The following is a 26,604-nucleotide window of genomic DNA, read 5'->3' as shown; positions in this document are numbered from 1 at the left end:
GATGCAGATGCGTTGAGGACGTTACGAGAAGCGATGCAGCGAGAACTTCCTGAGTAGTTCTTGCCGTTGACCCAACGCCCATTTTGCGACGACTTCGCCCATGGCAGGCCCCAGCTTGAAGCCATGCCCGCTCGAGCCGGTGATCACGAAAGTTCCTTTTGCACCGGGAATCTCGTCGACGATAGGAAGGTGGTCAGGGCTCATATCGTACTGACAGGCATAGCCGGGACGGATGCCCAATTCGGCAATCTCAGGAGAACGGGACATGATATGTTCAATCGCCCAGACCGATTCCTCTTGCGTGATCGTTCGGTCCAATTGGCCCGCGATATCGAGGCGATAGTTCATGCGAGAGTGCGCTTCTTTAAGCTCATCGTTCTCGACGCCTGTGCCACCGCCACCCCAGGTGCCGACCAAAATTGTATTTTCGCCTTCGGGTCGAGCATAGCAGTTCGTGGTTTCATCGACCCAGCAATGCGGAAGTAGCTTCCTTGCGACACCAGGCGCATCCATCACTGCCATGAAGTGACGTTCGATAAATGTCGGCAGGTCAACTCCAAGCTTAGCCACGAGCGCTTTAGACCAGACACCAGTCGCAAGAATTATGCGACCGGTAGAGATGACGGTCCCATCACTTAGCGTCGCTCCAGTCGTGTTTCCATTTGTTACTTGAATTTCAGTTACCGAGCGGCCGCCCATAAACTTAACGCCATTCGCGCGAGCTCGATTGACCAATTCGTTAGTTGCGCCGTAAGGGTCGCAGTGTCCCGATTCGTCTTCCCATGCGGCAAAAGTGATCCCCTCCATATTGAAGTGGGGGAGAATTGCTTGCGCCTGTTCTCCGGTTAGCCCCTCGATTCGGCTTCCTTCATCGTCGCGGATCCGCTTAACAATCTCGCGATTTGCGGGTTCGTGCTGAGGGCCACAAACCCACAGGCAGCCAGACTGATGAAAAGCGCCGGGGAGGTCCTTTAGGATCTCGATCCCGCGTTTTGCGAGCAAAGATAGCTCGCGATCACCATAGAACGCGTGGCACACGGCGGACGACGAACCGGTCGGCCCGGAAGCCGGATGGTCGGCCTCGACTTGGGTAACGTTCAGATTCTGGTTCGACAGATAATAGGCTGCCCCCGCACCCGCAATTCCCGCTCCCGCAACGAGTACGTCACAGCTGTATCTTTCGCTCATTTGATGCTCCGTGTTACAAGAAACAGCCCAACCGGCTATCCTTATCGATGCAGCCACTTCCGGTACGGCGAGTCGTGGAGGGCCAGGACGACGATTGCACCGGCTCGCGGTCAACTTCCTCCGAGCACGCCCGCTGCACAAGGTTCGCCCTCCCGCCCTTGGCCAAGCCTCCCGCTTATAGGCTGACTGAGCAGCGAAATTAATGTGGAATTTTTTTCCTGTCTACAGCTAATTGCAATCTTTGAAGAAATTCTTTCAGTCTGCAGCGCTCAACCTTCTCGCCCACCTTCGACCTTCCGGCACGCTCAAGAAACCAAGCCTCACCCGATCTATCGCGAACCTGAGGCCATGGTTGAACCCAATGTCAAGCCGGAAGAACTTTTTTCATGACGCCGAATGGACGCGTCATTGACAAATAATTTTCAGCAACTCATGCTTCAGGAGATAGCATGTTCGTAGCACGCGGTAGGGACGCCCGGATCGAGACATGCTGCCAGCATACGAAATCGAGTGGGGTCCCGTCCCGGAAACGGTGCCAATGTCGCCTGTCGGCCGACAAAGATAGCCAATTATAAAGTTTGGAGGATAACATGGAAAAAAGAACGGCGTATCATTCAATATACGAGAATCTCGGGGCCCCCATGATCGACTTTGGAGGTTGGAAGGTCGCCTCACACATAACTTCTACTAACGAAGAATACATGATGATCCGAAACAGTGTCGGCTTTGCTGAGTATGACTTCCAGAGCTGTTTTGGGGTGTGCGGACCGGAAGCGTTTCAATTCATACAGAAAATTATCGTAAACGACTTGGGAAAGATCACCCCGGGCGGCGCTCTTTACTCAAGTATACTGGATGACAACGCTAGTCTAATCGACGACGTTATCGTTTTTTGGATTAGCGATGATCGGTTTATCATACACGGTGGAATTACTCGCGACGCCTCGCGCAAGTGGATCATGGAAAAGTCCGATGGTCGAAAGGCCTGGGTTACTGAATTGTCGAACACGTTCCTTTCCCTACAGGGTCCAAATTCAATCCATGTGCTTCAACAGGCAGTGGACATTGCAGATCTTGAGCACAACCGCTTGATACAGGTTGATTTCGAGGGCGTTCCAACCACGATTGCACGGGTGGGTTTTTCCGGTGAACTGGGTTACGAGGTCCATTTCGGGCCTGAGTATGCTCACGGCATGTGGGAAAAATTCACTGCCTATTGCGCGAAGTACGGTGGTGGCCCGGCCGGACTGATGGCCGCCTTCCCGATCGCGGTTGATAAAGGCTTTCTGTTCGGTGCCGACTTTTATGCGGGTGGTTCCCCTCTTGAATACGGCCTTGGATGGTCCGTAGCTTTTGACAAGGGCTTCTTCCATGGCAGAGATGAGATGTTGCGCCGCAAGCAGGCAGGACTCCGGACCAAACTCGTAGGAATTGAGGCCGACGTAAAGGAGCCTCAGATAGCGGGAGGTTTGAAACTGACCAGCGGCTCCAAGAAGAACGCAGGTGAAACGACGATCGGCTGGGTCAGCCCACTGCTCGATCGCAATATTGGGCGAGCATGGGTCAATAGCGAATTCGCCGAGCCTGGCACGGAGTTAGAGGTTCAATCCAACGGCGGTCCCAAGAAGGTGAAAGTCACCGCCAGCTACCGATTCTTCGATCCCAAAGGCGAGCGCGTCAGGGTAAATCCCCGCGAGATGCTCAACGTCTGATCGAGCACAGATAGGCAGCTCGCCGCCGTCCGAGCGTGGGGCCGGGCAAAGCAACGATGCTTGCCGGCCCCAGCGGCGCTCTTGCCCTGTGGGCCTCTCGCGAGAATCGCACCCAGCGGCACCCCTACCGTAATCGGCGTCCATAGCCAGCCCATCCCGAGATCGAGGTCGAGTCATTCGACCAGAGTCTTCGGTCGACTCGCCCTCGTAGGTAAGCCGGTTTTGTGCCCGCTATTCGCCGGCCTGATTCAAAGCTGTGGAACGGACCGAGCGCTTGCCTTTCTTGCTCGATCTGGGTTGCCGATCGATTAAGAATCTGACATGTTGACGCACTTCAAGATGATTTGTAATTTCCTCTTCATGAGGTTGAGGGGGAACTGATTGATGCAGTTTCGAGATATGCTGCTTCAAGGCGGCGTTTCGCTCACCCCGTCGGAGGAGCGCATTGTTCAGGTGCTGCTCACGGATTATCCGACGGCCGGCCTGGGCACTGCAACAAGCCTGGCGAAGCGTGCCGGGGTCAGCGACCCCACTGTGGTTCGTCTGGCCATAAAGCTCGGCTTTGAGGGTTTTCCCGACTTTCAGCAGCGGTTGCTTGCCGACATCGAAGCGCGATTGCATTCCCCACTGCTTATGATGGGAGCGAAGCGGCCAGAGTTGGGCACCGACAGCGAACAAGGTGCGGCTATAGCCTACATGCATTCGGTTGCCGGGAGCCTCGACAAGGCGTTGACGACCACTCCGCTGGCTACATATGAGCGCGCAGCCCGACTTGTCATGGATTCCAAAGGTAAGGTGGTTCTGCTCGGAGGACGCTACAGTCGGCACGTCGCCGGAATGTTGGCGAGCTACTTATCGCAGTTTCGAGCCAACGTTGCCTACATTGAGACCCTGTCCGCCCAGCAGCTGGATCTGTTGGTCGACTTAGGAAAGAGAGACGTTCTGATCGTCTTTGACTACCGCCGCTACCAACGCGACGTCGTCGCATTTGCCCAACAAGCCGCCGCCCGCCACGTTCGCATTCTTCTGTTTACCGATCCATGGGCGTCGCCGATCTCCGATGTCGCAGAAGTTACCCTTTCCTGCCCGATCGAAGTCAGTTCGCCCTATGACACAATGGCACCGGCGGTGGCGCAGATCGAAGCCCTCGTCGCCCAGATTTTTGCAGCCACCGGTGAGCGGACACGCCGCCGGATTGAGGAACTCGAACAAATCCGTCACGAGAGCAATGTGACACCTAATGAGGCCCGCGCGCACAAAAATCAGAGCAACGGGGCTTCTCGTCAAAAACTCCAATAACCGGCCCGACGAGCATCTTCTTAGCTTTTCTTGAGCTATGACTCCCTTACTGGTTCTCTCTGATGCGAGACCGAAGTCCTCAACGAGTCCCATTTCTTTATCCGCTGGCTTGCCTGGGGCCAGTTCGCCTCTGCGACCCGGGTTAGGAGCGCCTCGACCAACGCGAACGCCGCAACGTTGCTGTCAAATGCAGTCTCGTTCTCAATGTGCAGCGCTATCACTTCTGATGCATATTTCGAGATTGGTGACATCCATCGATCCGTTATCAGGATGATCTTCAGCCCACTGTGTTTTGAAGCTCTTTCGGCGAACTGTTCAAGGGAACGTTGGTACCTTCGAAAATCGACAAGGACTAATACGTCCCTTTGCCGCATGCGCAGTATATACTCAGGCCACCAGTCGTCCTCAGACGATACCTGGTGAACACCAGCGCGGATCTGTTTCAAATGCCTAGACAAATACTGCGCGACGAGATCGCTGATGCGACCGCCCAATGTGAATATATCCGATTTGGGGTCGGAAAGAAGTGACCCCACTCTTTCAAACTGGGCGGCCGTGATCGCTCCGGCGGATGCCTTTAGCAACTCTGTAGATTTTTGGATGAAATTCTCGAAAAACTCGTCCGTTATTCCACCTGTTGTTGTTCGCAAATCGAGCGGAGACTTCTGTCCTTGCCTCAGCTCCTTGATAAGCTGTTGTTGGAATTCCTGCAGGCCCTGATAGCCGAGTTTACTCACGAAGCGCGAGATTGAGGGAGCAGAGACGTTTGAGGAGGTGGCAATGACCTGGATTGGCTCAAGCCCGGCAAACGGATAATTCGACAGAATTAGCGCAGACAGGCGCCGCTCCGTGGCGGTCAAAGAATCTGCTGCTTTCCTTATCTGCTCCCTTACGGTTTCGCCGGCAATTGTGCTATCGGTCATAATCTCTCCAAAGCCGGCCACCCCGCAAACCCTTAAGCACTGCTGTTTTTAGTATGCGGGAGTGACACCTAGCTAGCAAGCTCAAGCGCTCCGCCACGACAATGAGGTGCGGCTAACCAGCACTGGGCGTTAGCCCCCTGGGGCGTGTTCCACGCCTTGTATTTCGGCAATGAGCTCTCGGGTCGTGACCTGACGACAATACCCCTGAATCGCCCGTAGCGAACTATCATGGCGCTCCTGGGTATAAGTCAGGCATGCATCTGTAACCTGTGTGACGAGGTAGCCCAGGTCACAGGCATCCCTGATCGCGCCCTCAACACACTGGTCCGTAACCAACCCTGCGAGCACGAGCTGTTTAACACCGAGATTGCGCAGGATGTAATCGATATTCGTGGAAATGAAGACGGAAGATGACGTCTTGGGCAGAACTATCTCATCACCCTGAACAGCTATCTGATCGATTACCTTGCCGTCCCATGACCCCTTCGGGACATGGAATCCAGTTATCTTGTAGTCGAGAGATCGGTCTCGACCATCAGATGTTAAGCTTTCGATCGTTGTGTACATTACTTCAATACGAGACTTCCTGAAGGCGGCTTGCAAAGCCTGCATGTTCGGAATGACCCGAGTCTCAAGCTCGCTGAAAAACCAGCCGTACTTTGCTGCAAAATCGGCTTTCGGAAGCCCCGCAAATTCGGCTCCATCACGGTGAGCACTGAAGTTTTGGACATCGATAAAAAGTAAGGCGGATTGCTCCGGCACCAAGGGCACATTGCGAGTAAGGCTCATTTCAGTTCCCATTCAAATAGTCTTCGATAGATGATGTGACGATATCGGCCCAGCGCTTCTGACCTTCGGCCGTCCGGAGATGATCATTTCGGATCTCAATCAGGCTGTTGTTCAAGCCACGTGTCTCGCAATGCCGCGGCACAAACCAATCAGTCGAGTCGTTGACCTGATAGGGCTCATTCATACCCACGCTCAAAAGCGGATACCTGCGTGTAACAGAGTCTCTCAGTCGCGCTGACGTGTCCGTGTCAAGACGGTACAGGAAACCAATATCCCACGGGCGCCACACGTTGTTCATGCGAGGGGTGAAACTGTGAACCGATATCGCCACTGTGTGTCGACCCTCATCCAGACGTCGACTAATCTCTGCGTGAAAAGGCTCGAAGATCTCGGCCACGCGAGCGGTGCGGTCGGCAATGTCGACTTCCTGATTGCCGGGTATTCTGATCCCATCGCTTATTGCAGGAATAGCGTCGAATGCCTCCGGCGGCCTATTGCAGTCTATGACCAGGCGACTATACGGCTGAAAGACAGCAACTGCATCTAGCCGCCGCGCCAAAAGCCGTGCCACTTCGGCTGCCCCGATATCCCAGCCGACATGATCGTGGAGCACCTCGAGAGAAACGCCCAGATTTCCGAGCGCAGCGGGGATCGCCTGGCCCGCATGCTCACACACCAAGAGCACAGAACTTGAACCGTCGGGATTTATGACCTCAAACGGAGCCGGATCGCCCTGCCCCAGCAAGCCTAGCGTATCATAACCCTGCTTCATGCTATTATCTGTCCTTCGAGAGATCGACGGGCTTGGTGACGCCTGAGCCACCAAGGCATTGAGATTTCAAATGACCCCTGGGGGCCAACTCTCTGAGGAATCCCCCGCCGCACGCTCCCACCGTTCGCTGCAAATGAGGACGAGATTTCATTTTCAATGTCAACTCAGAATTTGTGATTGACAAAAAAATTTCATTCAGGTTTTCTGCGCTGAAGGCAAAATGGTCGTTTCGAGACAGGCTATTGCAGTGGTGAGGTTGCATATGGCTGCGGAGCACTGGCGTAAGCTATGGATTGTCTCGACCAACTTGAACCTCACGATCTCATCCTGCTGGGCCTAACGTTTTGAAGGACGCCAATGATTTCGAACCCGCTCGTCTTCGCAGCTACGTCCGATATCGCTGGGAGAACACGTGGTAAAGCGTTTCCAGTTTCGGAACTGGATAAGCGCCTGAAGCGTGGAATCGGCTGGACGCCGACGAATGTGATGATTACCTGTTTCGACGCGATCGCTCCAAGCCCCTTTGGCTCGCTCGGCGATCTGCTTTTGATCCCTGATCCTGAGGCGCGCGTTGAGGTCGACTTCACAGACGGCGGCCTGGTTGAGCGCTTCATGTTGGGGGACATCACCGATCTCGACGGCCGCCCATGGGATTGTTGCACTCGCTCGATTCTCAAAGCGGCACTTGAGCGGCTCCGATTCTGCGGAGGTATCCAACTCGTGAGCGCTTTCGAGCATGAATTCCAGATGCTCGACGCCGGCGAGGTTCTTCCCGACGCCTATAGCCTGCGCGGGTTTACTCGGCGGCGCCAGTTCGGTGAGACTTTAATGTCGGCTCTCGCTCAGGCCGGCCTGACGCCCGATACCTTCATGAAGGAATTTGGGCCAGATCAGTACGAGGTTACCAATGGCCCTGCTCAAGGTCATCGCTCTGCCGATCATGCGGTAATTCTTCGGGAGTTGACTCGAATGGTGGCGCAACGCTGCGGTGAGCAGGTGACGTTCGCACCCATTTTAGACCCCGCCAGCGTCGGTAACGGCGTTCACATCCATATGAGCTTCCTGGATGAGAATGGGTCCCCGGCAACGTACGACGAGAACGACCCGTTCGGCATGTCACAAATTACCGGGTCCTTCATTGCCGGCGTACTCAAATATCTCGACTCCATCGTTGCGCTGACCGCGCCGTCTGACATTTCCTATCTGCGATTGACGCCAAACCGCTGGAGCGCGGCATATAACAATCTTGGCTTCCGCGATCGCGAGGCTTCAGTCCGAATTTGTCCCACTACCTCCGCAGATCCCGAGAAGATCGCCAGGCAATATAACTTTGAGTACCGTGCGGCCGATGCCGCCGCCTCACCCCATCTGGCCCTGGCATCGATTCTCCATGCAGGTGCCCAGGGCATCGAAGACGGTCTCCCCGCACCTCAGGTAACTCAGGAGAACTTGTCGGTGCTGTCCGAGGCCCAGCTGTCTGATCGCGGCTACAAGCGGCTACCACAATCCCTGGAAGAGGCTTTGCAGCGTTTTGAGCAGAACGACGTTGCAACGCGTTGGTTTCCGACCGGCTTTGCCTCGATATATACCGCGCACAAGCGTGCCGAAATCGCGCATCTGGGGGATCGTGCCGTCAAAGAGCGCTGTTCCGCTTATTCAAAAGTGTACTGATAACAAGACGGCACTTCGCGAGAGGCGTAGACATGCTGAAGATGAAGGCAGCAGAACGTCTGTTCAGTCTGTATCTAGAGCCTGGATTTTCACTGCAGGCTTTTTCTTCTGCAGTCGAGGCCTTACGGCTTGCCAATGAAGTGCTCGAATCGGAGAGTTACGCTTGGCGAGTTGTGTCTGACGACGGACACCCTGTGAGATCGAGTTGTGGACCTACGATCTCGGTTGATACGTCGCTCAAGGAGGAACGCAGCCTCCTTGGCAAATCGGGCTGGTCCCCCTCAGTCGCCGTAATTTGCGGAGGTAGCCACCCTCTTACCGCAAATCGGGCCCTGCATGGCTGGTTGCGAGAATGCCGGGCCAGGAAACTATGTCTGGTCGGGATCGCGAGCGGGGTCTTCAGCATCGCCCAGACGGGTCTGGCGGATGGACGAAGATGTGCAGTGCACTGGGAACAATTCCCCTCGTTCGTTGAACAATTTCCAAGTGTCACTGCTGTTCAAGCTGCTTATGAGATCGACGGAGATACGTACTCCTGCTCGGGTGGAGATGCTGCTTTCGACATGTTCGTCCAGTTTGTCAAAGAAGATTATGAACCCCTTATTGCCAACCGGGTGTGCGAAAAGGCGACCGCTATGAGGGTCCGTCAACCTGGAGATCGTCAGAGACTACCTCTGCATGCAGGCGCGGCCATTCACCATGACGGTCTGTTGAAGATCATTGAGCAGATGGAGAGGCATCTCGACGAGCCGGTAGCGCTCGAAGACATGGCTGCCTCCAGCTGCTTGTCTCGGCGCCAAGTCGAGCGCATTTTTTCGAAACAAATAGGACGTTCGCCTGCGCGATATTATTTTGAGATGAGACTTGAGCGCGCGCACTTGTTGATCTTGAACTCGCAACTTCCAATCGTCGAGATCGCGATGGCTTGTGGTTTCATCTCGGCCTCGCACTTTTCGAGGGCATATCGCGAGAATTATGGCCTTGCTCCACGTGAGGCTCGCTCGGAAGCCATAGAACGCCGACGGAGCGGGCACGAAACGTTCGCCGCGGCCGCTCCCGCACTATCGCCATCGGCGAGGTCATCAATCGGGGAAATGGTGCATCCAAAGTGATTCACGTTCCGGAAACTCCCCCGGAGGCTGCAGCTAGTGTCCGACAGCGGCTGGTTTCCAGCCTCGACCTGGTCGAGTTGAACCCGTTCCTCGACGAGCGCGGCCTTACCGCGACCCTGATGGTCGACCTCACCGCCAGCCTGATGGGCCGCCGCATCATGGACCGCCCGACCCGCAGCCATTCAGGAAGCATTTGATCATGACCCACCCTTCCCGCCTTGCCATCGTCCCCTTCGTCAGCGTCGACCGTATGATGAAGCTGGTGCTCGCCATCGGCGTCGAGCGGTTCCTCACCGAACTCGCCGCCTATATCGAAGAGGATTTCCGCCGCTGGGAGCTGTTCGACAAGACGCCGCGCATCGCCTCACACAGCCATGACGGCGTCATCGAGCTGATGCCGACCAGCGACGGCCGTCTTTACGGCTTCAAATATGTCAACGGCCATCCGAAGAACATGCGCGAAGGCCGCCAGACGGTCACCGCCTTCGGCGTGCTCGCCGATGTCGGCTCCGGCTATCCGATGCTCCTGACCGAAATGACGATCCTGACGGCGCTACGCACGGCGGCCACCTCCGCCGTCGCGGCCAAATATCTGGCGCCGAAGGGCTCGCGCGCCATGGCCATCATCGGCAACGGCGCCCAGTCGGAATTCCAGGCCATCGCCTTCAAGGCGCTTCTCGGCATCGACCGGCTGCGGCTCTACGACATCGACCGCTCGGCCTCGGAGAAATGCGCGCGCAACCTTGCCAGCAAGGGTTTCGACATCACCATCTGCGCGACCGGGCAAGATGCGGTGGAAGCCGTCGACATCATCACCACCGCGACCGCCGACCAGCAATGCGCCACCATCCTAACCGACAACATGGTCGGTTCCGGCGTTCACATCAACGCGGTCGGCGGCGACTGCCCCGGCAAGACCGAGCTGCATCGCGACATCCTTCTGCGCTCCGACATCTTCGTCGAGTTTCCACCGCAGACGCGTATCGAAGGCGAGATCCAGCAGCTCGCCTCCGACCACCCGGTGACGGAGCTGTGGCAGGTGATGACCGGCAAGGCGCTAGGCCGCAAGGCACCCGAACAGATCACACTGTTCGATTCCGTCGGCTTCGCCACCGAGGATTTTTCCGCCTTGCGCTATGTCCGCGACCAGCTCCAGGCCACCGGCCTCTATGAGGAGCTCGACCTGCTCGCCGACCCCGACGAACCGCGCGACCTGTTCGGCATGCTGCTCAGGGCCGCCATGCATCCGGGGGCTTGAGGGAACCCGCCCAAAGCATCTGGTCTTACTGTCCCCGGCCAGTCGGCAGGACACCTTCAATCAAGCATTCTCTATCAAACAATCCACAAGGCGTTGTTGGTCAATACTGGGTCGCGCTAATTGTTTATAACCTCGGGCTTGAAGCGGATCTAAAGCAAGGTCTGCACTTTGATCGCCCCTCTCAAACTACAAACTTGTGGCAGACTGGCCTCACGACCCGATCGCGGTAGTAGGAAAAAGTGGACGGTGATGACTGCTGCGAAACTCGACGCGATCGACCTCAAAATCGTAGACGCCATACAGCGCGACGGGCGTATCACCAAGCTGGCGCTGGCCGACAAGGTCGGCCTGTCGCCGACCCCTTGCTGGATGCGGCTGCGCAAGCTGGAAAAGGCCGGTATCATTTCGGGCTATCACGCCAGGATCGCCATGCGTTTGATCGCCCCGATTGCCACCGTGCTGATGGAGGTGAGCCTGGCGAGCCACCGGCAGGCCGATTTCGACCGCTTCGAGCGAACCATCCGCGACTTATCCGAGATCGTCGCCTGCTGGTCGGTGGGCGGCGGCGTCGACTATGTGCTCAAGGTGATGGCGCACGATATCGACGCCTATCAGCGGCTGGTCGACGCCTTGCTCGAGCGCGAGATCGGCATCGACCGCTACTTCACCTACATCGTCACCAAGACGGTGAAGGACGAGACCGTTTTGCCGCTGGCCGACCTGTTGCCGCCGCAATTGTAAGGGGACCCTTGCAGAATCCTCTTTCCCGGGGGCGCGCAATAAAGAGACTGTCTCTGCGGCTGCCATCCAAACAGGCTCTCCGTCTGCCTATTGCGAATAGTTCCCGTATCAGTTCGATCCGGAGCCTCGACTATGTCCGCGCACCTGGGCCGCCCGCACCGCCATGAGGAGCTCGACCGCCTCGCCGCCGACCGTCGATTGCTGCGCGAGCTTGCCTATGTCGACGGCCATTCGACGGCGAACGAGGCTGCCGAAAGCTTCGAGGTCACCGATCCGGCGACCGGCGTCACGGTTGCCTTCGTCGCCGCGCTCGACGCCGGTCCGACGACGAAAGCGATTGAACGAGGCGGCTTCGCGCGCCTTTCCGGCCTGGCGAGCCCTGCTGCCGCAGGAGCGCTCCAGGATATTGCGAAAATGGTTCGAGCTGGTCCTCGCCGCCAAGGACGATCTGGCGCTGCTGATGACGCTGGAACAGGGCAGGCCGCTAAAGGAATCGCTTGGCGAGATCGACTACGCCGCTTCCTTTGTCGAATGGTACGGAGGACGCAAAGCGCCTCAACGCCGAGAGCGTCACCAGCCATCTGCCTGGCGCCGAGATGATTGTGCGGCGCGAGACGCTCGGCGTCGTCGGCGTCGTCACGCCGTGGAATTTTCCTGCCGCGATGCTCACCCGCAAGGCCGCCGCAGCGCTTGTCGCCGGCTGCACCATCGTCGCGCACCCGTCGTCGGAGAATGCTGTCGGCGGTGGCGCTGGCCGAGCTTGGCGAGTGCGCTGGCCTGCCCGCGGGCGTCTTCAACGTCGTCACTGGCATGCCCGCGCCATGTCGACGAATGTGCGAGGACCCCGCGTTCGCGCCATGAGCTTCACCGGCTCGACCGAAATCGGCCGGCTGGTCGCCGCGCAGAGCGCGCGGATGATGAAGCGGCTGGTGATGGAGCTCGGCTGCCACGCGCCGCTGATCGTGTTCGACGATGCCGATGTCGACAAAGCGGTGAGCATCGCCATCGATGCCAAGTTCGCCATCTCCGGCCAGGACTGCCTTGCCGCCAACCGCATCTATGTCCAGCAGCCGATCTACGATCGCTTCTGCGCCGCCTTCGCCCGGCGCACCCAGGCGCTACGGACCGGCAATGGGCTTGCCGACGCAACCGACATCGGCCCGCTGATGCATGAGCGCGCCGTCAGCAAGGTCGAGGAGCAGGTCGCAGAGGCGCTGGCTCGCGGTGCGCGCTGCCTGGCGAGCAATCCGCCATACGGCCGGGCCGCTGTTCTACCAGCCGACGCTACTTGTGGAGGTGCCCGACGAGGCACTGATCATGCGCGAAGAGACTTTTGGCCCGGTCGGGGCAGTGACGCCGATCTCGTTCGGTGGCGTCAAGCAGTCCGGCATCGGCCGCGAGGGCTCGCGCCACGGGCTCGAAGCCTTCACAGACCTCAAATACCCTTGTCTCGAACTGGGCTTCCTCAAGGACTAGAAAACATGCTCGCCCAGTCAAACGAACTCGCCGCCTGGGATCACGACCTCGTGACGATCCAGCCGCAGGTCGTTGAGTTACTCGTTAAAGGCATTTGGGCGCTACGCCCTAGGGATCTACCGCACGCGGCTTCGATTGCGCCTGGCAGTATAGCCCCTGCTCTACTGAGCATCGGCTCGAGGCGTGAGGTGCACGCCGGCGATGGTGCATCGCACGGAACCGCCAGCCCGCTCTATCGTAGGAATTGCTAGCGGCAGCAGCCGCACGCTCTCGCCGATGACGTCAATCTGTTCCTTCGTCAATGCCACGAGTGCGGTCGTCGACAGGGCCAAGATACGCCCGTTCCCGCCCAAGAGCTCAATCGCGTTGCCTGCAAACTTCTCAATCTGTGCGTTGGTCAGCCCGATCACCCGACGGCCGGCGCGTTCGAAACGATTGACGATTTCGCGCCGCCTCCCCGAGTCAGTGATCATCTCGAGGCCGATCATGGCGAAATCGGTCGCGACGCACATCAGCACGTTCGTATGATAGATGTCGAACCCACTGGGGTCCTTTGCAGAGAACAGCAGCGGCTCAAAACTGAACTGGGCACAGAACCTTTCAAGTGCGATTGGATCGGTGCGCTCAGATTTTACCGCATAGGCGACCCGATCGATGTGATCGAGTGCCATCGAACCGGTACCTTCCAAGAAAAGCCCGTCCGGCTCAAGGCCAGAATAGTCGATCACCTCCTGCACCCTGTATCGGCTCTTCAGCATGTTAATAATATCGGTCCGGCGCTCACGCCGGCGGCTTAAGGCCTTCATCGGATAGATCGCCACGTAACCCCCTGCATCGAAGCAGCGCAGCGGCGCGGGTGATCTCCGCATAGGCGAGCGGCGACAGATCACCAGCATCAACATTCGATATTTGAAAGCGATTGTCGGCCGCAGTCTCAGCATTGACCCTGAAATGATGCGGGCGGACCATGACCACCGCAGAAGGGGCCTGAACCGAAAACGCAGGGCGCACTACCATGGGCAAAGACTCCGATCGGGTTAGCGAATGCGTTGGAGGATGCCCCAGGGACCGCGCGGGTCATTTGGATGAGCGATCATGTTGAGGCGGAAATCGCCGAGATAGCGATGGTCTTGTTGTCCTTGGCGGCTCGATAGCAAAGTGCCTTTGGTCAGATTGGATCGCGCACCAGGGGGCAAGTCATGCAGTGTGCGCCGCCACGGCCACGGCTGAGTTCTGCGCCCTCGACGGTTATCACTTCCACGCCGGCGCGCCTCCAACAACGTATTTGTGTATACGTTGCGTTCGTAGGCAATCACGACGCCCGGCTCGACGGCGATCACATTATTAGCGGCATCCATTGCTCCCGCTCGGCCGCGAAGCTGTCACCGCCGGTCTCGACAGTGCGAAGAGCCTTCAATTCCAGCGCCTCGGCCACGACCGATGAAAAGGGCCTAGTCTCCTTGGTGACATCGAGCACACCCTGAGCATTGTTGGGTCGTAACGAAAACGTCTCGAGTAGCTCAACGACCTGCGGGTAGATCGTCACGAGGTCGCGGTTACAGAAGGTGAAGATCGTGTCAAGATGTATTGAGTGGCGATTCCGCGGCATCAGCGTTGCGATGACGCGGGGGTCACATCCGTCGTCGTGAACAAGCGGCGCGCCAGTGCCTCGACTGCCTGGGGTGTGGTTCGCTCACCCATTCCAATCAGCACGACACCTCCGCCGACCGGCATCACATCACCACCCTCGAGACTTGACGCGGGATCTGCTCCATCGGGCACCAAGTAGGTGAAGCTGGCCTCCCGAAACCGCGGATGGAACCGGTAGACCGCCTCGACATTCGCAGCTTCTGGCTGTCTTGCGGGCCAATACATTGTGTTGACTGAGACACCACCATAGATCCAACAGGAGCTATCACGTGTGAAAACCTGGTTCGGCAATGGCGGGAGGACGAAATCCTCCGGCTCCAACGTTTGCCCCTTCAGGCTGCGCGGTTCGAACGGCAGTTCCGTAGCCAAAATCCCGCTGACCAGACAGTTCGCGAGTTGATCTGGGGAAATTTCGCCGAGCCAGCCTCTCAATTCATCGACCATGTCTTGTCCGGCAGCGGAAGCATTGACCCGACGGTCGAGAAGCCAACGGCGCGCTTCCGGCAATGCCATCGTTGCAGAAAGCAGTTCGTCGAAGGAATGAACCAACACGCCACGATCACGTAGGGCCTCCACGAACATGTCGTGCTCCTTTCCGGCGCGTTCCATCCAAGGCACGTCGTCAAAAAGAAGGCCCTTGCAGTTCCGCGGCGTGAGGCGGTGGAGGCTAAGGCCTGGCCGGTGCACCAGTACTTCTCGCAGCCGGGCAACCTCGGAATGCACACCCAAGCTCCTCATGGGAGTTGCGTCGCCCTCAGAGTGGATGTGGGCGCAGGCCCTGTCTCGTTGACCGCAAGGCAATCGCGCCAGGTGGGCGGTCATGGGATCGGCCGGAACGAAGGCGCTCCCCCCGCTCGCGTCCCCGCCCAAAGTTGCAAGAAGGATGCATCGGGGATTGAGGACATCCCACATTGGGACGTAAGCAAAACGCACATGGTCCGGCGTCGCCGACGAGCCGCAGAATAAAGACCCGCAGGCATCGGATTTAGCAGTCGCCTGCAACTGTGGAAGCATTTCGTGGCGGCGAGGCCCTCAGGCCAATCATCGGTACAGACATCGAACGGGCCCTCCTCTTGGCCAAACGTCACCGTCTAAACAGCAAGAGCGATGCCAAGCGAAAAAGCGATGGAATTTCAATATTTCCGCCTGTCCGTTACGCCCAAAATTTTGTCAGGCTTTTGACAATCCAATTGAGTTGCCAGAGGCACGATGTCTTCGCACAGAGGTGTCATCCGCCAGAATTTGATGCGGACGTTCCGCTCCGCCGCCCGTGGGGCGACCAGGGCTTGCTCGGCGGCTGTCGGCGCGGGCAGTCGGAAGCGTAGCTCGCCGTTGCCCGACTGGATCGGCTCCCATGTGCGCATGTTCCGCAACCTGACCAGCAACTCGCCAAGTCTAAGTTTGCGACAAAACCTTCAAACTCATTTAACAGAACCTTTACGGCCGGAAATCACTGACAATGGTACTTTCGCCACCAAGTCTGAGGTTAGTTACGGCCAAAACTGATTACCGTTTACGCTCGGACCGTCGCACAGCACGCAGCAGGGGGTCACAAGAGCCAATGGCAAGACGAGCGCTTATCTTGGTTGAAGGCCATGCGATGGATACCGGGCTGCTGTACGTCCAAGCGGCCCAGCGTCTTGGCCTTCATCCAATTGTCGTATCGGCTGAATCAACTCAGTGCGATTATCTCGCGACTGAAGGGATTGAGGCGATCCGCGTCGATACAAAAGATCTGGGGGCGCTGATCCGCGAATGTTCCCGGTTAAGTACGACCTATGACATTGCTGGCATTACGAGCGCCGAGGAGTCTTTGTATGCGACAGTTGGGAAGCTTTGTCGGTATTTCGATCTGTCAGGACCGAATCCCGCATCGATTGAACAATGCTGCGACAAGTTCGCTCAGCGTCAACTCCTCGCGCGCGCTGGCGTTTCTGTGCCTGCTTATCGCTTAGCAGAGAATGCGAGGGACGTGGAAACCGCTGCCCTAAATATCGGCCTGCCGGTGATTCTTAAGCCAGCCGTCGGCACTTGCAGCATTGGTGTTCGATTGTGCCGCGACGACGATGAGTTGGCCGAACATATGACCTATTTGTTGGGTGGCGACCACATATGGCATTCCTCGCCGAGGATGCTGGTCGAGGAATTCGCAATAGGCCCCCAATATACCGCTCACATAATGGGAAATGAGGTCATTGGAAGTACCGCCGCTGACTTCGGCCCGCCACCGCATTTTTTCTATCGTGAGTTTGCGTTTCCGGCCTTGCTGACTGACGACGAGCATGAGCGTATCGTTGACGTTTCGCTGAGATGTTTGCGAGCTCTCGGACTTGGCTGGGGGCCAACGAATATTGAACTCCGTTGGACGGAACGTGGCCCGGTCGTTATTGAAGTCAATCCGCGTCTTGCTGGCGCGCCGGATCCTCAACTGGTCCAACTGGCTTACGGTGTCGATCTCGTCACCGAGCATGTCAAGCTTGTCATCGGCGACCAATGGAATTTGCGCAAAAGGCAGTCGCAGACTGCGGCCGTCCGGTTCCTAGTTCCTGATAGTGATGGCATCCTCGATTGGATCGATGGCCACAGTCGGGCGGCGGCCCTATCAGGCGTCGCCGAAGTCAAATTGTATGTTGAATCCAAGACACCGATCGTCAGGAAAGGCGATTATCGAGATACGATCGCACATGTCATTGCGGCTTCACAGGGGCTTGCTCAAACCGAGGCGATACTTCAGCGTGCGGTCGACTTGATCGATTGGTCGATCACACCATTCCCGAACCGACCTTCGTAGAATAAGAACAGCTGCTTGCAGCAACCGCACGATCGCGACCCCACCGCCTGAGCAACCCGGACGCACACGTCCGCGGAACCGGTAGCCGTTCAAACGTGGCCATAGTGCTCGCGATGAACGACGACTGAAAAGGCGTAGTCGAGTAGGGTACTCCAAGAGAAGATAGGCAACCTCACTTCATGTTGCACAGAGCGTGCGAACGGCTGGAGACCTGTGCAACTGAAAATCAGTGCGCCCAGGTCGGGGTTCTTGGAGACGAAGTCTTTACACGCACTAACGAACTCGGCTTCGGCGCGTTCGAAACTGGCGGTCGTGACCGCCGACCGCTTGCCTGCGCTCCACAAATTCTCGAATTCCGAGCACGAATAGTCCTCGCATGCGCCCATGAACGCAAGGCTTGACTCTGGATCGATTCCGACACTGAGGAGATGGTGCTCGGTCAACTGACGAACAAAGGCACAAACGACCCCAACTCGTTTCGTGCTTCCGATTAGCCGCTGCGCCAGAGGCACCTGCAAAAGGCTCGACATAAATACGGGCACCGATACTTCGGCCGCCACTTCTTTCTGGAAAACGCGAAGTTACCGCATTCAGCAGAGATGGCTCGGCACCCCATACGTTCGAGCCGACGTGCGGCCTGCAGTATGGGCTTTAGGCACGCGGACTTATCTGCCTGAAAAACGAGTCGGTCGATATCAACACCTTCGACTACGTCATATTGGATCGGAAATGGATACGCACTTGCGTTCCGCACATCACCGGGAAAGCCAGGGTATACCTCATCGAGAAGCATGATCCCAAGACCCATACCACAAGCGTATGTGCCCGGTTGGGCACGAATGACGTCGATCCCAAAGTCGCGGTTTCCAAACATGATAACTCCCAAGCTGAGACTGTACTGGCCATCCTAAGCAGAACTAGCGCACCGTCGGTCGCCATTGCTGGAAGAAGCGACAGTAGCTTCGAGCGACCGATTCCATGTCCTACTTAAGGGCTAGCTCGCCAGGGGAGCTTCGGAGTCGAACTCAGTCGGTTTATCCGACAGTTGAAACAGGCATACCGCATATCGCTTGTAAGAATCGGTCCAATGCTGCACCGCGTGGAAGCCATACTCAATGAACATGTCATGAAACGAGTGCAGCTCAACTTTTCGCATGATCTCCGTCCTGATCATCTCGCCTTTTTCTAGCTGAAAGGAAAAATTCAGTTTTTGGAGATTGATTGATTGGGCCTGCATAGCCTCCAGGTGGGCTTCGACGCGCTGGAGCGATTTGTTGTGAAATGCCACGTGTCGAAACTGAAAAAGGTCAAAGTTTCCACTGAATCGCCAATTCAGATGTTGTAGGACGCAGAGATTTCCTAGGATAGCCATTTGATTATTGTAGGCTGCTTCCAGGATCTTAGTCTCTTTGTCTAAATCTATCCCGACCAGAAAATAGTCGCCAGGAGACAAGGCCGCGCGCGCCGATACGAGGAGAGAATACAATTCGTCGTCGTATAAGTTCCCAATCGCGCTGCCAAAGGAAACCAATAGCTTTCGACCGCTTAGCTCTTTGATCTGTACGAGTCCTGTTTGGTAGGTCCCGACGATCCCTAAGAATGTCAAATCCGATGTTGATGAAAGGGTGTTTTCAGCCGCTTTCTCTAAGATCGAGTGATTGATGTCGATGGCAGTGTAAGACGTCGGGCCATAAGTCTCCACATAAGCCTTGACCAAAAGAGCTGTTTTTTCCGCGTTTCCAGATCCCAGCTCAATAAGAGAAACAGGGCCCGTCAGGCCCGCAATCGCCTTTGCGTTCTTGTTGAGTATCTCTTTTTCCGTTATAAACAAATAGTAAGTATTCTCCGAGCAAAGGCGCTCAAATAATTCTGAACCGGTGTCATCATAGTAATACACACTTTTTATGAGGCGGGGTGTTTCTGAAAGGGACGACACCAATGCGTCTCCGTCGAATAAAACGGTGTCAGGAACGTCTTCGCCGATGATGTGATACTTCCTTGAAGCAGTATCCTCGCTTGGAGTATGTCGGGCCATGATATGTCTCCATCAAGACGAGACCAAATCGGAGATGTCCCTGCCACCCACAATATGAATCTCGATCCGCAACTCCTGCGGCTTTGCGACATGGGAGCATCAAAAGGCGTGCCAACTCTGTAGAAACGGATTTTCAGCCTGATATTCAAATCTTTAAATGAGAGTACACTGGGAGCGACACCGAACACGACCGTGTCTCGGACGCGACAAACTCGACAGTAGGTGTCCATTGCTGACGTCAGCGCGAGCTGTGCAATTTCGAGCAAACCCAGACCTGAATCGCCAGCGATGATCGTCCCGGAGCAGCCCGTCGGAGCGGTGATCGCACCCTCGGTCGCTGCCACCTATGACGATGATTCCCGCTTCCGCCGCTCCTCCAGGGCCGGCCTTCCGGGCGAACGGAGGGTGTAGCTGACTGTCGGTATGGATATCGCTACTGACTGTCGCCAAGTCACTCGTCTCGAGATTGTTGACACTGGCCGCGGGCGCCGCTGGTCGGAGGGGGAGAAGCTGCGGATCATCGAGGAGAGCTATTCGGCTCCGCGGCAGGCATCCGCGACAGCGCGGCGTCACGGGATTTCCACCCCACTGCTGTTTGCCTGGCGCAAGGCGCATCACGAGGCAGCCCTCCTCGGACGCGTACGAACCACCAATGGTGCGACCTGCCTGGGCGAGCTTGTGCAGATCAAGTCACGCCGGCCGCGCGGCTGATTAGCTGGCGGGTGCGACCACGGTGCGAAATCCAGGTTTCCGGCATGACCATCCGTTGGGCACGTCTCGGCGCCGATGGCGACCTGGTCCCGTTCAAGCACTTTCTCGCGGGCAAGTGTCGGGTCAAATCCCGGTAGTGATCGCGCAGTAGGTCGAGCGCAGTGTTCCGGAATTCATCGTCATGCCGCAGATATTCGGCCGGCCGCGCTTTTTCGACCGCGACCGGCAAGCGCAATCGAGCGTTTGTATCTTTGTATCCGCAGGCGGGGCAGATCCGGCCATCCGGCCACACCATGCTTTCCAGCAACCGACGGCAATGCTGCTCATCCCGGAAGGCCGCGATCATTTCTTCAACAGTCCGAATGCTGGAAAGCGCTGCAAGCATTTCAGGCATTCTCACCTCCTTCAGATCAGCAGAAAGAATCGCATGAAAAGCCATCACAAGGACATTGTGGCCTTTGGTTGATAAAGGCCACGTACGATTTCGAACTGCTCTTGTTCCGACCCCATGGTGGCGATGTCATCGCCGGGAACATCGGACAGGATGGGCGACAGCACCCGGGCTTTCCCGGCGAGGCGGGCCATTTGACCACCCTTGAGACGGGAGAAAATCGGCCTGACGGCGTTGATCTCGCTAATATCTGCGCCGGAGCGGATCAGCGCATCGTTGAGGGCGATCTTGTCGACGAGCTCAATGCCTGACGGCGGAGCACACAGTAGAGCCGAGCCGCCGCCGCTCACCAAAACGAGAACCAGATCGCCGTATTGCGCGCGCGAAACCGCGCGTTCGATCGCGGCTGCGCCCGCAATGCTGCCTTTATGAGGTATCGGATGTCCGCCGGCAATAAACACCATCGACCGGTTCAACATTCTCGTGGTTCGTCAGCGCAATGGCTGTCATCAGCCTGTCCCGGGCAAAGCGCATGGCGGCCCGCGCCATCGGACAGGCTGCCTTGCCAAATGCGACCAGAATGATCCGCGGCGCCTGCTCGGCGTGGCACTGCGTTCGACAAGTGCCGCCGCCACCGCTTGCTCTGGATTGGCCGCGGCCACGCCCTCGCGAAACAGCGCCACCGCTTCCTGCCGAAGAGACTTGAGCAGGCTGGCGGATTGGGTGATCACTTCAGGCTACCTTGTCCGGCGTCGGACGGCCCTCCATAAAGGCGGTCAGGTTCTCCACCGCCTTCATCCCCATCGCTACGCGTGTTTCTTCGGTAGCGGAGCCGAGATGCGGAAGCAGCACTGCATTTTCCAGCCGCATCAGCCTTTCGGGAACCAAAGGCTCTTCGGCGAAGACATCCAGCCCCGCGCCCGCAATGGAGCGGTTTTCGAGCGCATCGATGAGCGCATCCTGATCGACCACGTCGCCACGCGCCGTATTGATCAGGAACCCGTTGCGCTTCATTGCGCCGATGCGCCTGGCGTCGATCAGGTGGCGATTTTCAGCCCCGCCGGGGCAATGCAGCGACACGAAGTCCGATTCCGCCAGAACGTCCTCGATGGTCGGCAACTGGGTTGCTCCCATCGTCCGGACCTCGTCGTCATCGACCGGTGAGCGGTTGAAGAAGATGATGTTCATGTCGAAGCCGAAATGGGCGCGCTTTGCCATCGCCTTGCCGATGCGGCCCATGCCGATAATGCCGAGCATCTTTCCCGAAACCTGGGTTCCGGTCATGTAGGTCGGGCACCATCCCGTCCATTCGCCCGCCCGCAGCTGTCGCTCGCCCTCGCCCGTGCGACGGGCAACGGCAAGCAACAGGCTGATGGCGATGTCGGCCGTGCAGTCGGTCAGCACGCCCGGCGTGTTGGTCACGACGATGCCGCGCTGCCGCGACGCTTCCAGATCGATATGGCTGAAGCCGACGCCGAAATTGGCAATCAACTTGGTGCGCACGTCCCCATCGGGAAAGACCGAGACGGTAAGCTTGTCGCTGACGGTCGGCAGGATGGCGTCGAAATTCAGGAAAGCTGCCTTGAGTTGCGTTGGTGTCAACGGGATGTCGCCGGCGTTCAAAGTGGTGTCGAACCGCTCCGCAAGGATTCGCTCGACGACGGCCGGCCAACGCCGGGTCACAATTATGCGCGGCTTCATGAGATTCCCTGCTGATTGAAGGCGGGTCAGCGGCCAGCGCTGACCCCGATTGTGCGACCCCGACGGTTAGGCGGCTTTCTTATGTTCGGCGAGCACACTGGCGACCGTCGATCCAAACTGGGCCGGCGTCGGCACGATGGCGACGCCGGCGCCGCGCAGGATCTCGACCTTCTCTTGGGCCGACTCACCAAAGGCGGAGATGATCGCGCCGGCATGGCCCATCCGCTTGCCCTTCGGCGCCGAAAGACCGGCAATGTAGGCGATCAGCGGCTTCTTCGTGTTCCACTTGGCCCACTCGGCGGCTTCAGCTTCCTGCGGTCCGCCGATTTCGCCGATCATCACCACCGCATCCGTGTCTTCGTCCCGCTCGAACAGTTCCAGCATGTCCTTGAAGGACGAACCGTTGATTGGATCGCCACCAATGCCGACACTGGTCGACACGCCGATGCCAAGCGCCTTCATCTGCGAGGCAGCCTCATAGCCGAGCGTGCCAGAACGTCCGACGATGCCGACCCGGCCGGGCAGATAGATGTTGCCCGGCATGATGCCCATCAACGCTTGCCCCGGCGTGATGATGCCGGCGCAATTGGGTCCGATCAGCCGCAGCCGGTCTTCGTAGCGGTAGCGGCGCATGTAGCGCTTCACCCGCATCATGTCCTGCGAGGGAATGCCGTCGGTGATGCAGACGCAGAACTTGATGCCGGCATCCGCCGCCTCCATGATCGAGTCAGCGGCAAAGGGCGGCGGCACGAAGACGATGCTCGCATCGGCTCCGGTTTCGCGCACCGCGCCCTTCATGGTGTTGAACACCGGGACGCCCAGATGGGTCTGTCCGCCCTTGCCCGGGGTGACGCCTCCGACCACCTTGGTGCCGTAGCGTTTCATGTCCTCGGCATGGAAACTACCGATCTTGCCGGTAAAGCCCTGCACGAGGACGCGGGTGTTCCGATTGAGCAGAATTGCCATATTTTCCTCCCGTCAGCCTGCTTTTTTCATCGTGACCGCTTGCCACGCGGCAACCACCTTTTCGGCCGCCTCGGCCAGCGTGTCGGCGACGATCACATCCTCACCGGAATCGGCCAGGATGCGCTTGCCCTCTTCGACATTGGTGCCGGCCAGCCGCACGACGAGCGGAACGTTGACGCCGACCTCGCGGATCGCCTTGATGACGCCTTCGGCCACCCAGTCACAGCGGTTGATGCCGGCGAAGATGTTGACGAGGATGGTCTCGACATTCTTGTCGCCCAAAACCGCGCGGAACGATTTCGCAACCCGCTCGGGCGAGGCGCCGCCACCGATGTCGAGGAAGTTGGCCGGTTCGCCGCCGGCAATCTTGATCATGTCCATCGTTGCCATGGCCAGCCCGGCGCCGTTGATGATGCAGCCGATGTTGCCGTCGAGGCCGACATAGGAAAGGCCGCGGTCGCTGGCGAAGGTTTCGCGCGGATCTTCCTGCGACTTGTCGCGCAATTCGGAGATTTCGGGACGACGAAACAGCGCGTTCTCGTCGAATGACATCTTGGCGTCCAGCGCCATCAGATTACCGTCACGCGTGACGACCAGTGGATTGATCTCCAGCATCGAGGCATCGTAGTCGCGAAACACCCGGTAGCAGCCGAGCAGGGTCTCGGTCGCCTTACCAATCAGGACGTTCTCGAGACCAAGGCCGAAGGCGATCTCGCGCGCCTGATACTGCTGCATGCCCGCCCCGGGGTCGACGGTCGCGCGAATTATTGAATCAGGCTGCTTTTCGGCGATCTCTTCGATCTCCATGCCGCCGGACGCAGAGGCGACGATCATTACCCGCTCGGCCTTACGATCGAGGACAAAAGCGAGATAGATTTCCTGGCGGATGTCGACGGTCTCTTCGACATAGAGCCGCGACACAAGCTTGCCGCGCGGCCCGGTCTGATGCGTCACCAGCTTTCTGCCCAGCATCGCCTCGGCGGCATCGCACACTTCCTGGTCGGACGTACAGATGCGGATACCACCGGCCTTGCCGCGAGCACCGGAATGGATCTGCGCCTTGACCACCCATTTGCCGCCACCGATCTCGCTGGCACGGTATGTCGCCTGCTCGGGGCTATATGCCAGACCGCCGCGGGGAATGTGGACGGAATAGCGCGAGAGCAGTTCTTTCGCCTGATATTCGTGAATGTCCATGTCGAGTTCCTCCTCAGACGTGTGCGACAGGGCGCGGCTGCACCGACCGCTCGATGGCCTCGTGCGTCACCAGGACGTTGCGCGCCATCCGTTCCGACGCAGCGTCGATCATCTTGCCGTCCAGGGCAGCGGCGCCCTTGCCCTGCTCTTCGGCTTCCTTGAGCACCTCGATGATCCGGCGCGCGCGTGCGACTTCTTTCTCGGGCGGCGAGAACACCGTGTTGGCAAGTTCGATCTGTGACGGATGGATCGCCCACTTGCCTTCCATGCCCAGGGCTGCAGCGCGCCGGGCGGCCGCCATATAGCCGTCGGGATCGGAGAAATCACCGAACGGACCGTCGATAGCGCGCAGGCCATAGGCCCGGCAGGCGACCGTCATGCGCGACAAGGCCGCGTGCCACTGGTCGCCGGGATAATCTGGGTTAAGGCCGCCGATGTTGACGGTGCGTGCCTTGCAGCTGGCTGCATAATCGGCAACCCCGAAATGCATCGCCTCCAGCCGTCCCGGGAAGGCTGCGATCGCCTCCACATTGGCCATGCCGAGCGCCGTCTCGATCAATGCCTCAAGACCGACACGCGTCCGAAAGCCTTTGGCCATCTCGATCTGGTTGACCATGGCCTCGACCATGTACAGATCGGCTGGGACGCCGACTTTCGGTACCAGGATCGTGTCCAGCCGGTCGCCGGCCTGTTCAATCACGTCGACCACGTCGCGATACATGTAATGCGTGTCGAGGCCGTTGATGCGCACCGAGACGGTCTTGCCCTTGGCGCGCCAGTCGATGTCGTTCAGTGCCTGGATGATGTTCTTGCGCGCGCGCTCCTTGTCGGGCGGGGCGACGGCGTCCTCGATATCGAGAAAGATAAAGTCAGCGGCGCTGTTGGCCGCCTTGTCGATCATTTCAGGGCTCGATCCAGGAACCGCGAGTTCGCTACGCTGGAGGCGCAGCTTGCGAAGATGGTTGATGGTATGGCTCATGATCTTTTCCTCCCGATTGACCGATCATGCCGCTTTGGCGCGCATGGTTTTCTCCGACAGGCGGAAATGCTCGATCGCCGCGCCGACACCTGAGCCCGGCGCGAGCTTTACCTCGCAGTCGAGCAAGGCCATTTCGGCGGCCGACAGCGCGCCGCAGACCATCACTTCGTTCAGCCAGCCGAGATGGCCGATGCGGAAGACCTTTCCGGCGACCTTGTTGAGGCCACCGCCGAGCGACGTGTTGTAGGCCTGGTGGGCCCGCCGAACGACAGCGGCGCTGTCGATGCCTTCAGGGACCAGGACGGCGCTGACCGTGTCGGAATGCCACTTCGGCTCCTTGGCGCAGAGGCGCAGGCCCCAGGCATCGACGGCCTTGCGCACGCCCCCGGCCAGCCGGTGATGGCGGGCGAAGATGTTTTCGAGGCCTTCCTGGGCGATCAGGTCGAGCGAGGCGCGCAGGCCGCGCAGCAACTGGGTTGCCGGCGTGTAGGGAAAGTAGCCGGTGTCGTTGGCCTTGATCATGTCGTCGAAGGAGAAATAGCAGCGATGGTGCTTGGTGGACTTGGCTGCCGCAAGCGCCTTCTGGCTGACGGACAGGAAGCCCAGTCCGGCGGGGAGCATGAAACCCTTCTGCGAGCCGCTGACGGCGCAGTCGACACCCCACTCTTCCTGACGGAAATCGATCGAGCCTATCGACGACACGCCGTCGACGAACAGCAGCGCGGGGTGACCGGCAGCGTCGAGCGCCGCGCGGATGGCGGCGACATCGCTGGTGACGCCGGTCGCGGTCTCGTTATGCGTGCAGAACACCGCCTTGATCTGGTGCGCCTTGTCGGCCTGCAGCCGCTCCGCGTAAATCTCGACCGGAACCCCGGTTCCCCATTCGCAATCGATGGCGTCAACGTCCGTGCCGAAGCGTTCAGCCATGTCGATCCACAGATGCGAGAACTGGCCGAAGCGGGACATCAGCACCTTGTCGCCCGGACTGAGCACGTTGGTCATCGCCGATTCCCAGCCGCCGGTTCCCGACGAGGGAAAGATGAAGACACGGCCGGTCTCGTTCTTGAAGACCTTCTTCATGTCCTCGAACAGCGGCAGGGTAAATGAAGGGAAGGTCGGTGAACGCATGTCCTCCATGGACACGTTCATTGCCTGCCGGACCGATTCCGGAACATTGGTCGGTCCTGGGACGAAAAGTTGATTGTATCCGGCCATGACTGCTTCTCCTCAGCTCGGCTTGGC

General features: G+C 58.3%; 20 protein-coding genes and 6 pseudogenes. 11 read left to right on the top strand and 15 right to left on the bottom strand.

Annotated elements, in window-relative coordinates; genetic code table 11:
- Window positions 1–21 precede the first annotated feature (21 nt).
- Window positions 22–1,188 carry an NAD(P)/FAD-dependent oxidoreductase gene (locus NKI08_RS26280; RefSeq protein ID WP_352773365.1) on the bottom strand — a complete coding sequence of 389 codons (1,167 nt, stop codon included), beginning with the start codon at window positions 1,186–1,188 and terminating at the stop codon, window positions 22–24.
- A 590-nt stretch (window positions 1,189–1,778) separates the two neighbouring features.
- Here NKI08_RS26280 and NKI08_RS26275 point away from each other — a divergent pair.
- Together NKI08_RS26275 and NKI08_RS26270 are read left to right on the top strand one after the other, a co-directional pair.
- Window positions 1,779–2,900, top strand: coding sequence for an aminomethyl transferase family protein (locus tag NKI08_RS26275; protein WP_352773362.1), 1,122 nt, complete (start codon window positions 1,779–1,781; stop codon window positions 2,898–2,900).
- Window positions 2,901–3,284: 384 nt separating this feature from the next.
- Window positions 3,285–4,199 (top strand): MurR/RpiR family transcriptional regulator, encoded by a 915-nt coding sequence (locus tag NKI08_RS26270; RefSeq protein WP_352773359.1) that lies wholly within the window; start codon window positions 3,285–3,287, stop codon window positions 4,197–4,199.
- A 35-nt stretch (window positions 4,200–4,234) separates the two neighbouring features.
- On the opposite strand, the gene NKI08_RS26265 is transcribed toward NKI08_RS26270, so the two are convergent.
- From NKI08_RS26265 to NKI08_RS26255, 3 genes are all read right to left on the bottom strand, one after another.
- Window positions 4,235–5,122: a MurR/RpiR family transcriptional regulator gene (locus NKI08_RS26265; RefSeq protein WP_352773356.1), complete on the bottom strand. Its 888-nt coding sequence runs from the start codon at window positions 5,120–5,122 to the stop codon at window positions 4,235–4,237.
- A gap of 129 nt (window positions 5,123–5,251) precedes the next feature.
- Entirely contained in the window at window positions 5,252–5,923 is a 672-nt protein-coding gene (locus tag NKI08_RS26260; protein WP_502899671.1) for a cysteine hydrolase family protein, read from the bottom strand.
- Window positions 5,913–6,683 carry an N-formylglutamate amidohydrolase gene (locus NKI08_RS26255; RefSeq protein ID WP_352773350.1) on the bottom strand — a complete coding sequence of 257 codons (771 nt, stop codon included), beginning with the start codon at window positions 6,681–6,683 and terminating at the stop codon, window positions 5,913–5,915. Before NKI08_RS26255 ends, NKI08_RS26260 begins: the two co-directional genes overlap by 11 nt.
- Window positions 6,684–7,040: 357 nt before the next feature.
- Here NKI08_RS26255 and NKI08_RS26250 point away from each other — a divergent pair, with 357 nt between their 5' ends.
- The 5 genes and pseudogenes from NKI08_RS26250 (at window position 7,041) to NKI08_RS26230 (ending at window position 11,465) form a co-directional block, all read left to right on the top strand.
- Entirely contained in the window at window positions 7,041–8,354 is a 1,314-nt protein-coding gene (locus NKI08_RS26250; RefSeq protein WP_352773347.1) for a glutamine synthetase family protein, read from the top strand.
- A 32-nt stretch (window positions 8,355–8,386) separates the two neighbouring features.
- Window positions 8,387–9,466 carry a GlxA family transcriptional regulator gene (locus NKI08_RS26245; RefSeq protein WP_352773345.1) on the top strand — a complete coding sequence of 360 codons (1,080 nt, stop codon included), beginning with the start codon at window positions 8,387–8,389 and terminating at the stop codon, window positions 9,464–9,466.
- A gap of 39 nt (window positions 9,467–9,505) precedes the next feature.
- A pseudogene (locus NKI08_RS26240) lies at window positions 9,506–9,663 on the top strand (arginase family protein); the annotation flags it as partial.
- Between the two features lie 2 nt (window positions 9,664–9,665).
- Complete coding sequence (gene ocd / locus NKI08_RS26235) at window positions 9,666–10,724, top strand: ornithine cyclodeaminase (RefSeq protein WP_352773342.1); 1,059 nt, start codon at window positions 9,666–9,668, stop codon at window positions 10,722–10,724.
- Between the two features lie 249 nt (window positions 10,725–10,973).
- Window positions 10,974–11,465, top strand: coding sequence for an Lrp/AsnC family transcriptional regulator (locus NKI08_RS26230; RefSeq protein ID WP_352773339.1), 492 nt, complete (start codon window positions 10,974–10,976; stop codon window positions 11,463–11,465).
- A 108-nt stretch (window positions 11,466–11,573) separates the two neighbouring features.
- Here the strand turns inward: NKI08_RS26230 and NKI08_RS26225 are convergent, their stop codons facing one another.
- Entirely contained in the window at window positions 11,574–11,906 is a 333-nt protein-coding gene (locus tag NKI08_RS26225; RefSeq protein ID WP_352773449.1) for a hypothetical protein, read from the bottom strand.
- Between NKI08_RS26225 and NKI08_RS26220 the strand changes: the two are divergent.
- Together NKI08_RS26220 and NKI08_RS26215 are read left to right on the top strand one after the other, a co-directional pair.
- Window positions 11,803–12,646, top strand: a pseudogene (locus NKI08_RS26220) (aldehyde dehydrogenase family protein); the annotation flags it as partial. The gene NKI08_RS26225 and the pseudogene NKI08_RS26220 sit on opposite strands and share 104 nt — an antisense overlap.
- Before the next feature lie 43 nt (window positions 12,647–12,689).
- The gene (locus NKI08_RS26215; RefSeq protein WP_352773444.1) at window positions 12,690–12,941 is read left to right on the top strand and encodes an aldehyde dehydrogenase family protein; all 252 of its coding nucleotides are present in this window, start codon (window positions 12,690–12,692) and stop codon (window positions 12,939–12,941) included.
- 161 nt (window positions 12,942–13,102) lie between these two features.
- Here the strand turns inward: NKI08_RS26215 and NKI08_RS26210 are convergent.
- Together NKI08_RS26210 and NKI08_RS26205 are read right to left on the bottom strand one after the other, a co-directional pair.
- Window positions 13,103–13,958: pseudogene (locus NKI08_RS26210) on the bottom strand (arginine deiminase-related protein).
- Between the two features lie 151 nt (window positions 13,959–14,109).
- Window positions 14,110–15,329: pseudogene (locus NKI08_RS26205) on the bottom strand (arginine deiminase).
- 823 nt (window positions 15,330–16,152) lie between these two features.
- On the opposite strand from NKI08_RS26205, the gene NKI08_RS26200 reads away from it, so the two are divergent.
- The gene (locus tag NKI08_RS26200) at window positions 16,153–17,382 is read left to right on the top strand and encodes an ATP-grasp domain-containing protein (protein ID WP_352773336.1); all 1,230 of its coding nucleotides are present in this window, start codon (window positions 16,153–16,155) and stop codon (window positions 17,380–17,382) included.
- Between the two features lie 994 nt (window positions 17,383–18,376).
- On the opposite strand, the gene NKI08_RS26195 is transcribed toward NKI08_RS26200, so the two are convergent.
- Window positions 18,377–19,417, bottom strand: a complete 1,041-nt coding sequence (locus tag NKI08_RS26195) for an L-histidine N(alpha)-methyltransferase (protein WP_352773333.1) — start codon at window positions 19,415–19,417, stop codon at window positions 18,377–18,379.
- Between the two features lie 423 nt (window positions 19,418–19,840).
- On the opposite strand from NKI08_RS26195, the gene NKI08_RS26190 reads away from it, so the two are divergent.
- On the top strand, window positions 19,841–20,128 hold the full coding sequence (locus NKI08_RS26190; RefSeq protein WP_352773330.1) for a transposase: 288 nt from the start codon (window positions 19,841–19,843) through the stop codon (window positions 20,126–20,128).
- A gap of 190 nt (window positions 20,129–20,318) precedes the next feature.
- On the opposite strand, the pseudogene NKI08_RS26185 reads toward NKI08_RS26190, so the two are convergent.
- The 7 genes and pseudogenes from NKI08_RS26185 to NKI08_RS26155 all read right to left on the bottom strand — a co-directional run.
- Window positions 20,319–20,522, bottom strand: a pseudogene (locus NKI08_RS26185) (transposase family protein); the annotation flags it as partial.
- 44 nt (window positions 20,523–20,566) lie between these two features.
- Window positions 20,567–21,098 (bottom strand): annotated as a pseudogene (locus NKI08_RS26180) (DUF4147 domain-containing protein).
- Window positions 21,099–21,251: 153 nt separating this feature from the next.
- Window positions 21,252–22,220, bottom strand: a complete 969-nt coding sequence (locus NKI08_RS26175; RefSeq protein ID WP_352773327.1) for a 2-hydroxyacid dehydrogenase — start codon at window positions 22,218–22,220, stop codon at window positions 21,252–21,254.
- 66 nt (window positions 22,221–22,286) lie between these two features.
- On the bottom strand, window positions 22,287–23,186 hold the full coding sequence (gene sucD / locus NKI08_RS26170; protein WP_352773324.1) for a succinate--CoA ligase subunit alpha: 900 nt from the start codon (window positions 23,184–23,186) through the stop codon (window positions 22,287–22,289).
- Between the two features lie 12 nt (window positions 23,187–23,198).
- A complete protein-coding gene (locus NKI08_RS26165; RefSeq protein WP_352773321.1) occupies window positions 23,199–24,383 on the bottom strand; it encodes a malate--CoA ligase subunit beta in 1,185 nt (394 codons plus the stop codon).
- Between the two features lie 13 nt (window positions 24,384–24,396).
- Window positions 24,397–25,362 carry an HpcH/HpaI aldolase/citrate lyase family protein gene (locus NKI08_RS26160; RefSeq protein ID WP_352773318.1) on the bottom strand — a complete coding sequence of 322 codons (966 nt, stop codon included), beginning with the start codon at window positions 25,360–25,362 and terminating at the stop codon, window positions 24,397–24,399.
- Window positions 25,363–25,386: 24 nt separating this feature from the next.
- Window positions 25,387–26,577 (bottom strand): aminotransferase class V-fold PLP-dependent enzyme, encoded by a 1,191-nt coding sequence (locus NKI08_RS26155; protein ID WP_352773315.1) that lies wholly within the window; start codon window positions 26,575–26,577, stop codon window positions 25,387–25,389.
- Window positions 26,578–26,604: the final 27 nt, after the last annotated feature.

Source organism: Mesorhizobium sp. M0768, assembly GCF_040320195.1.
Lineage (GTDB): Bacteria > Pseudomonadota > Alphaproteobacteria > Rhizobiales > Rhizobiaceae > Mesorhizobium.
This window is presented reverse-complemented; position numbering and strand designations above follow the sequence as displayed.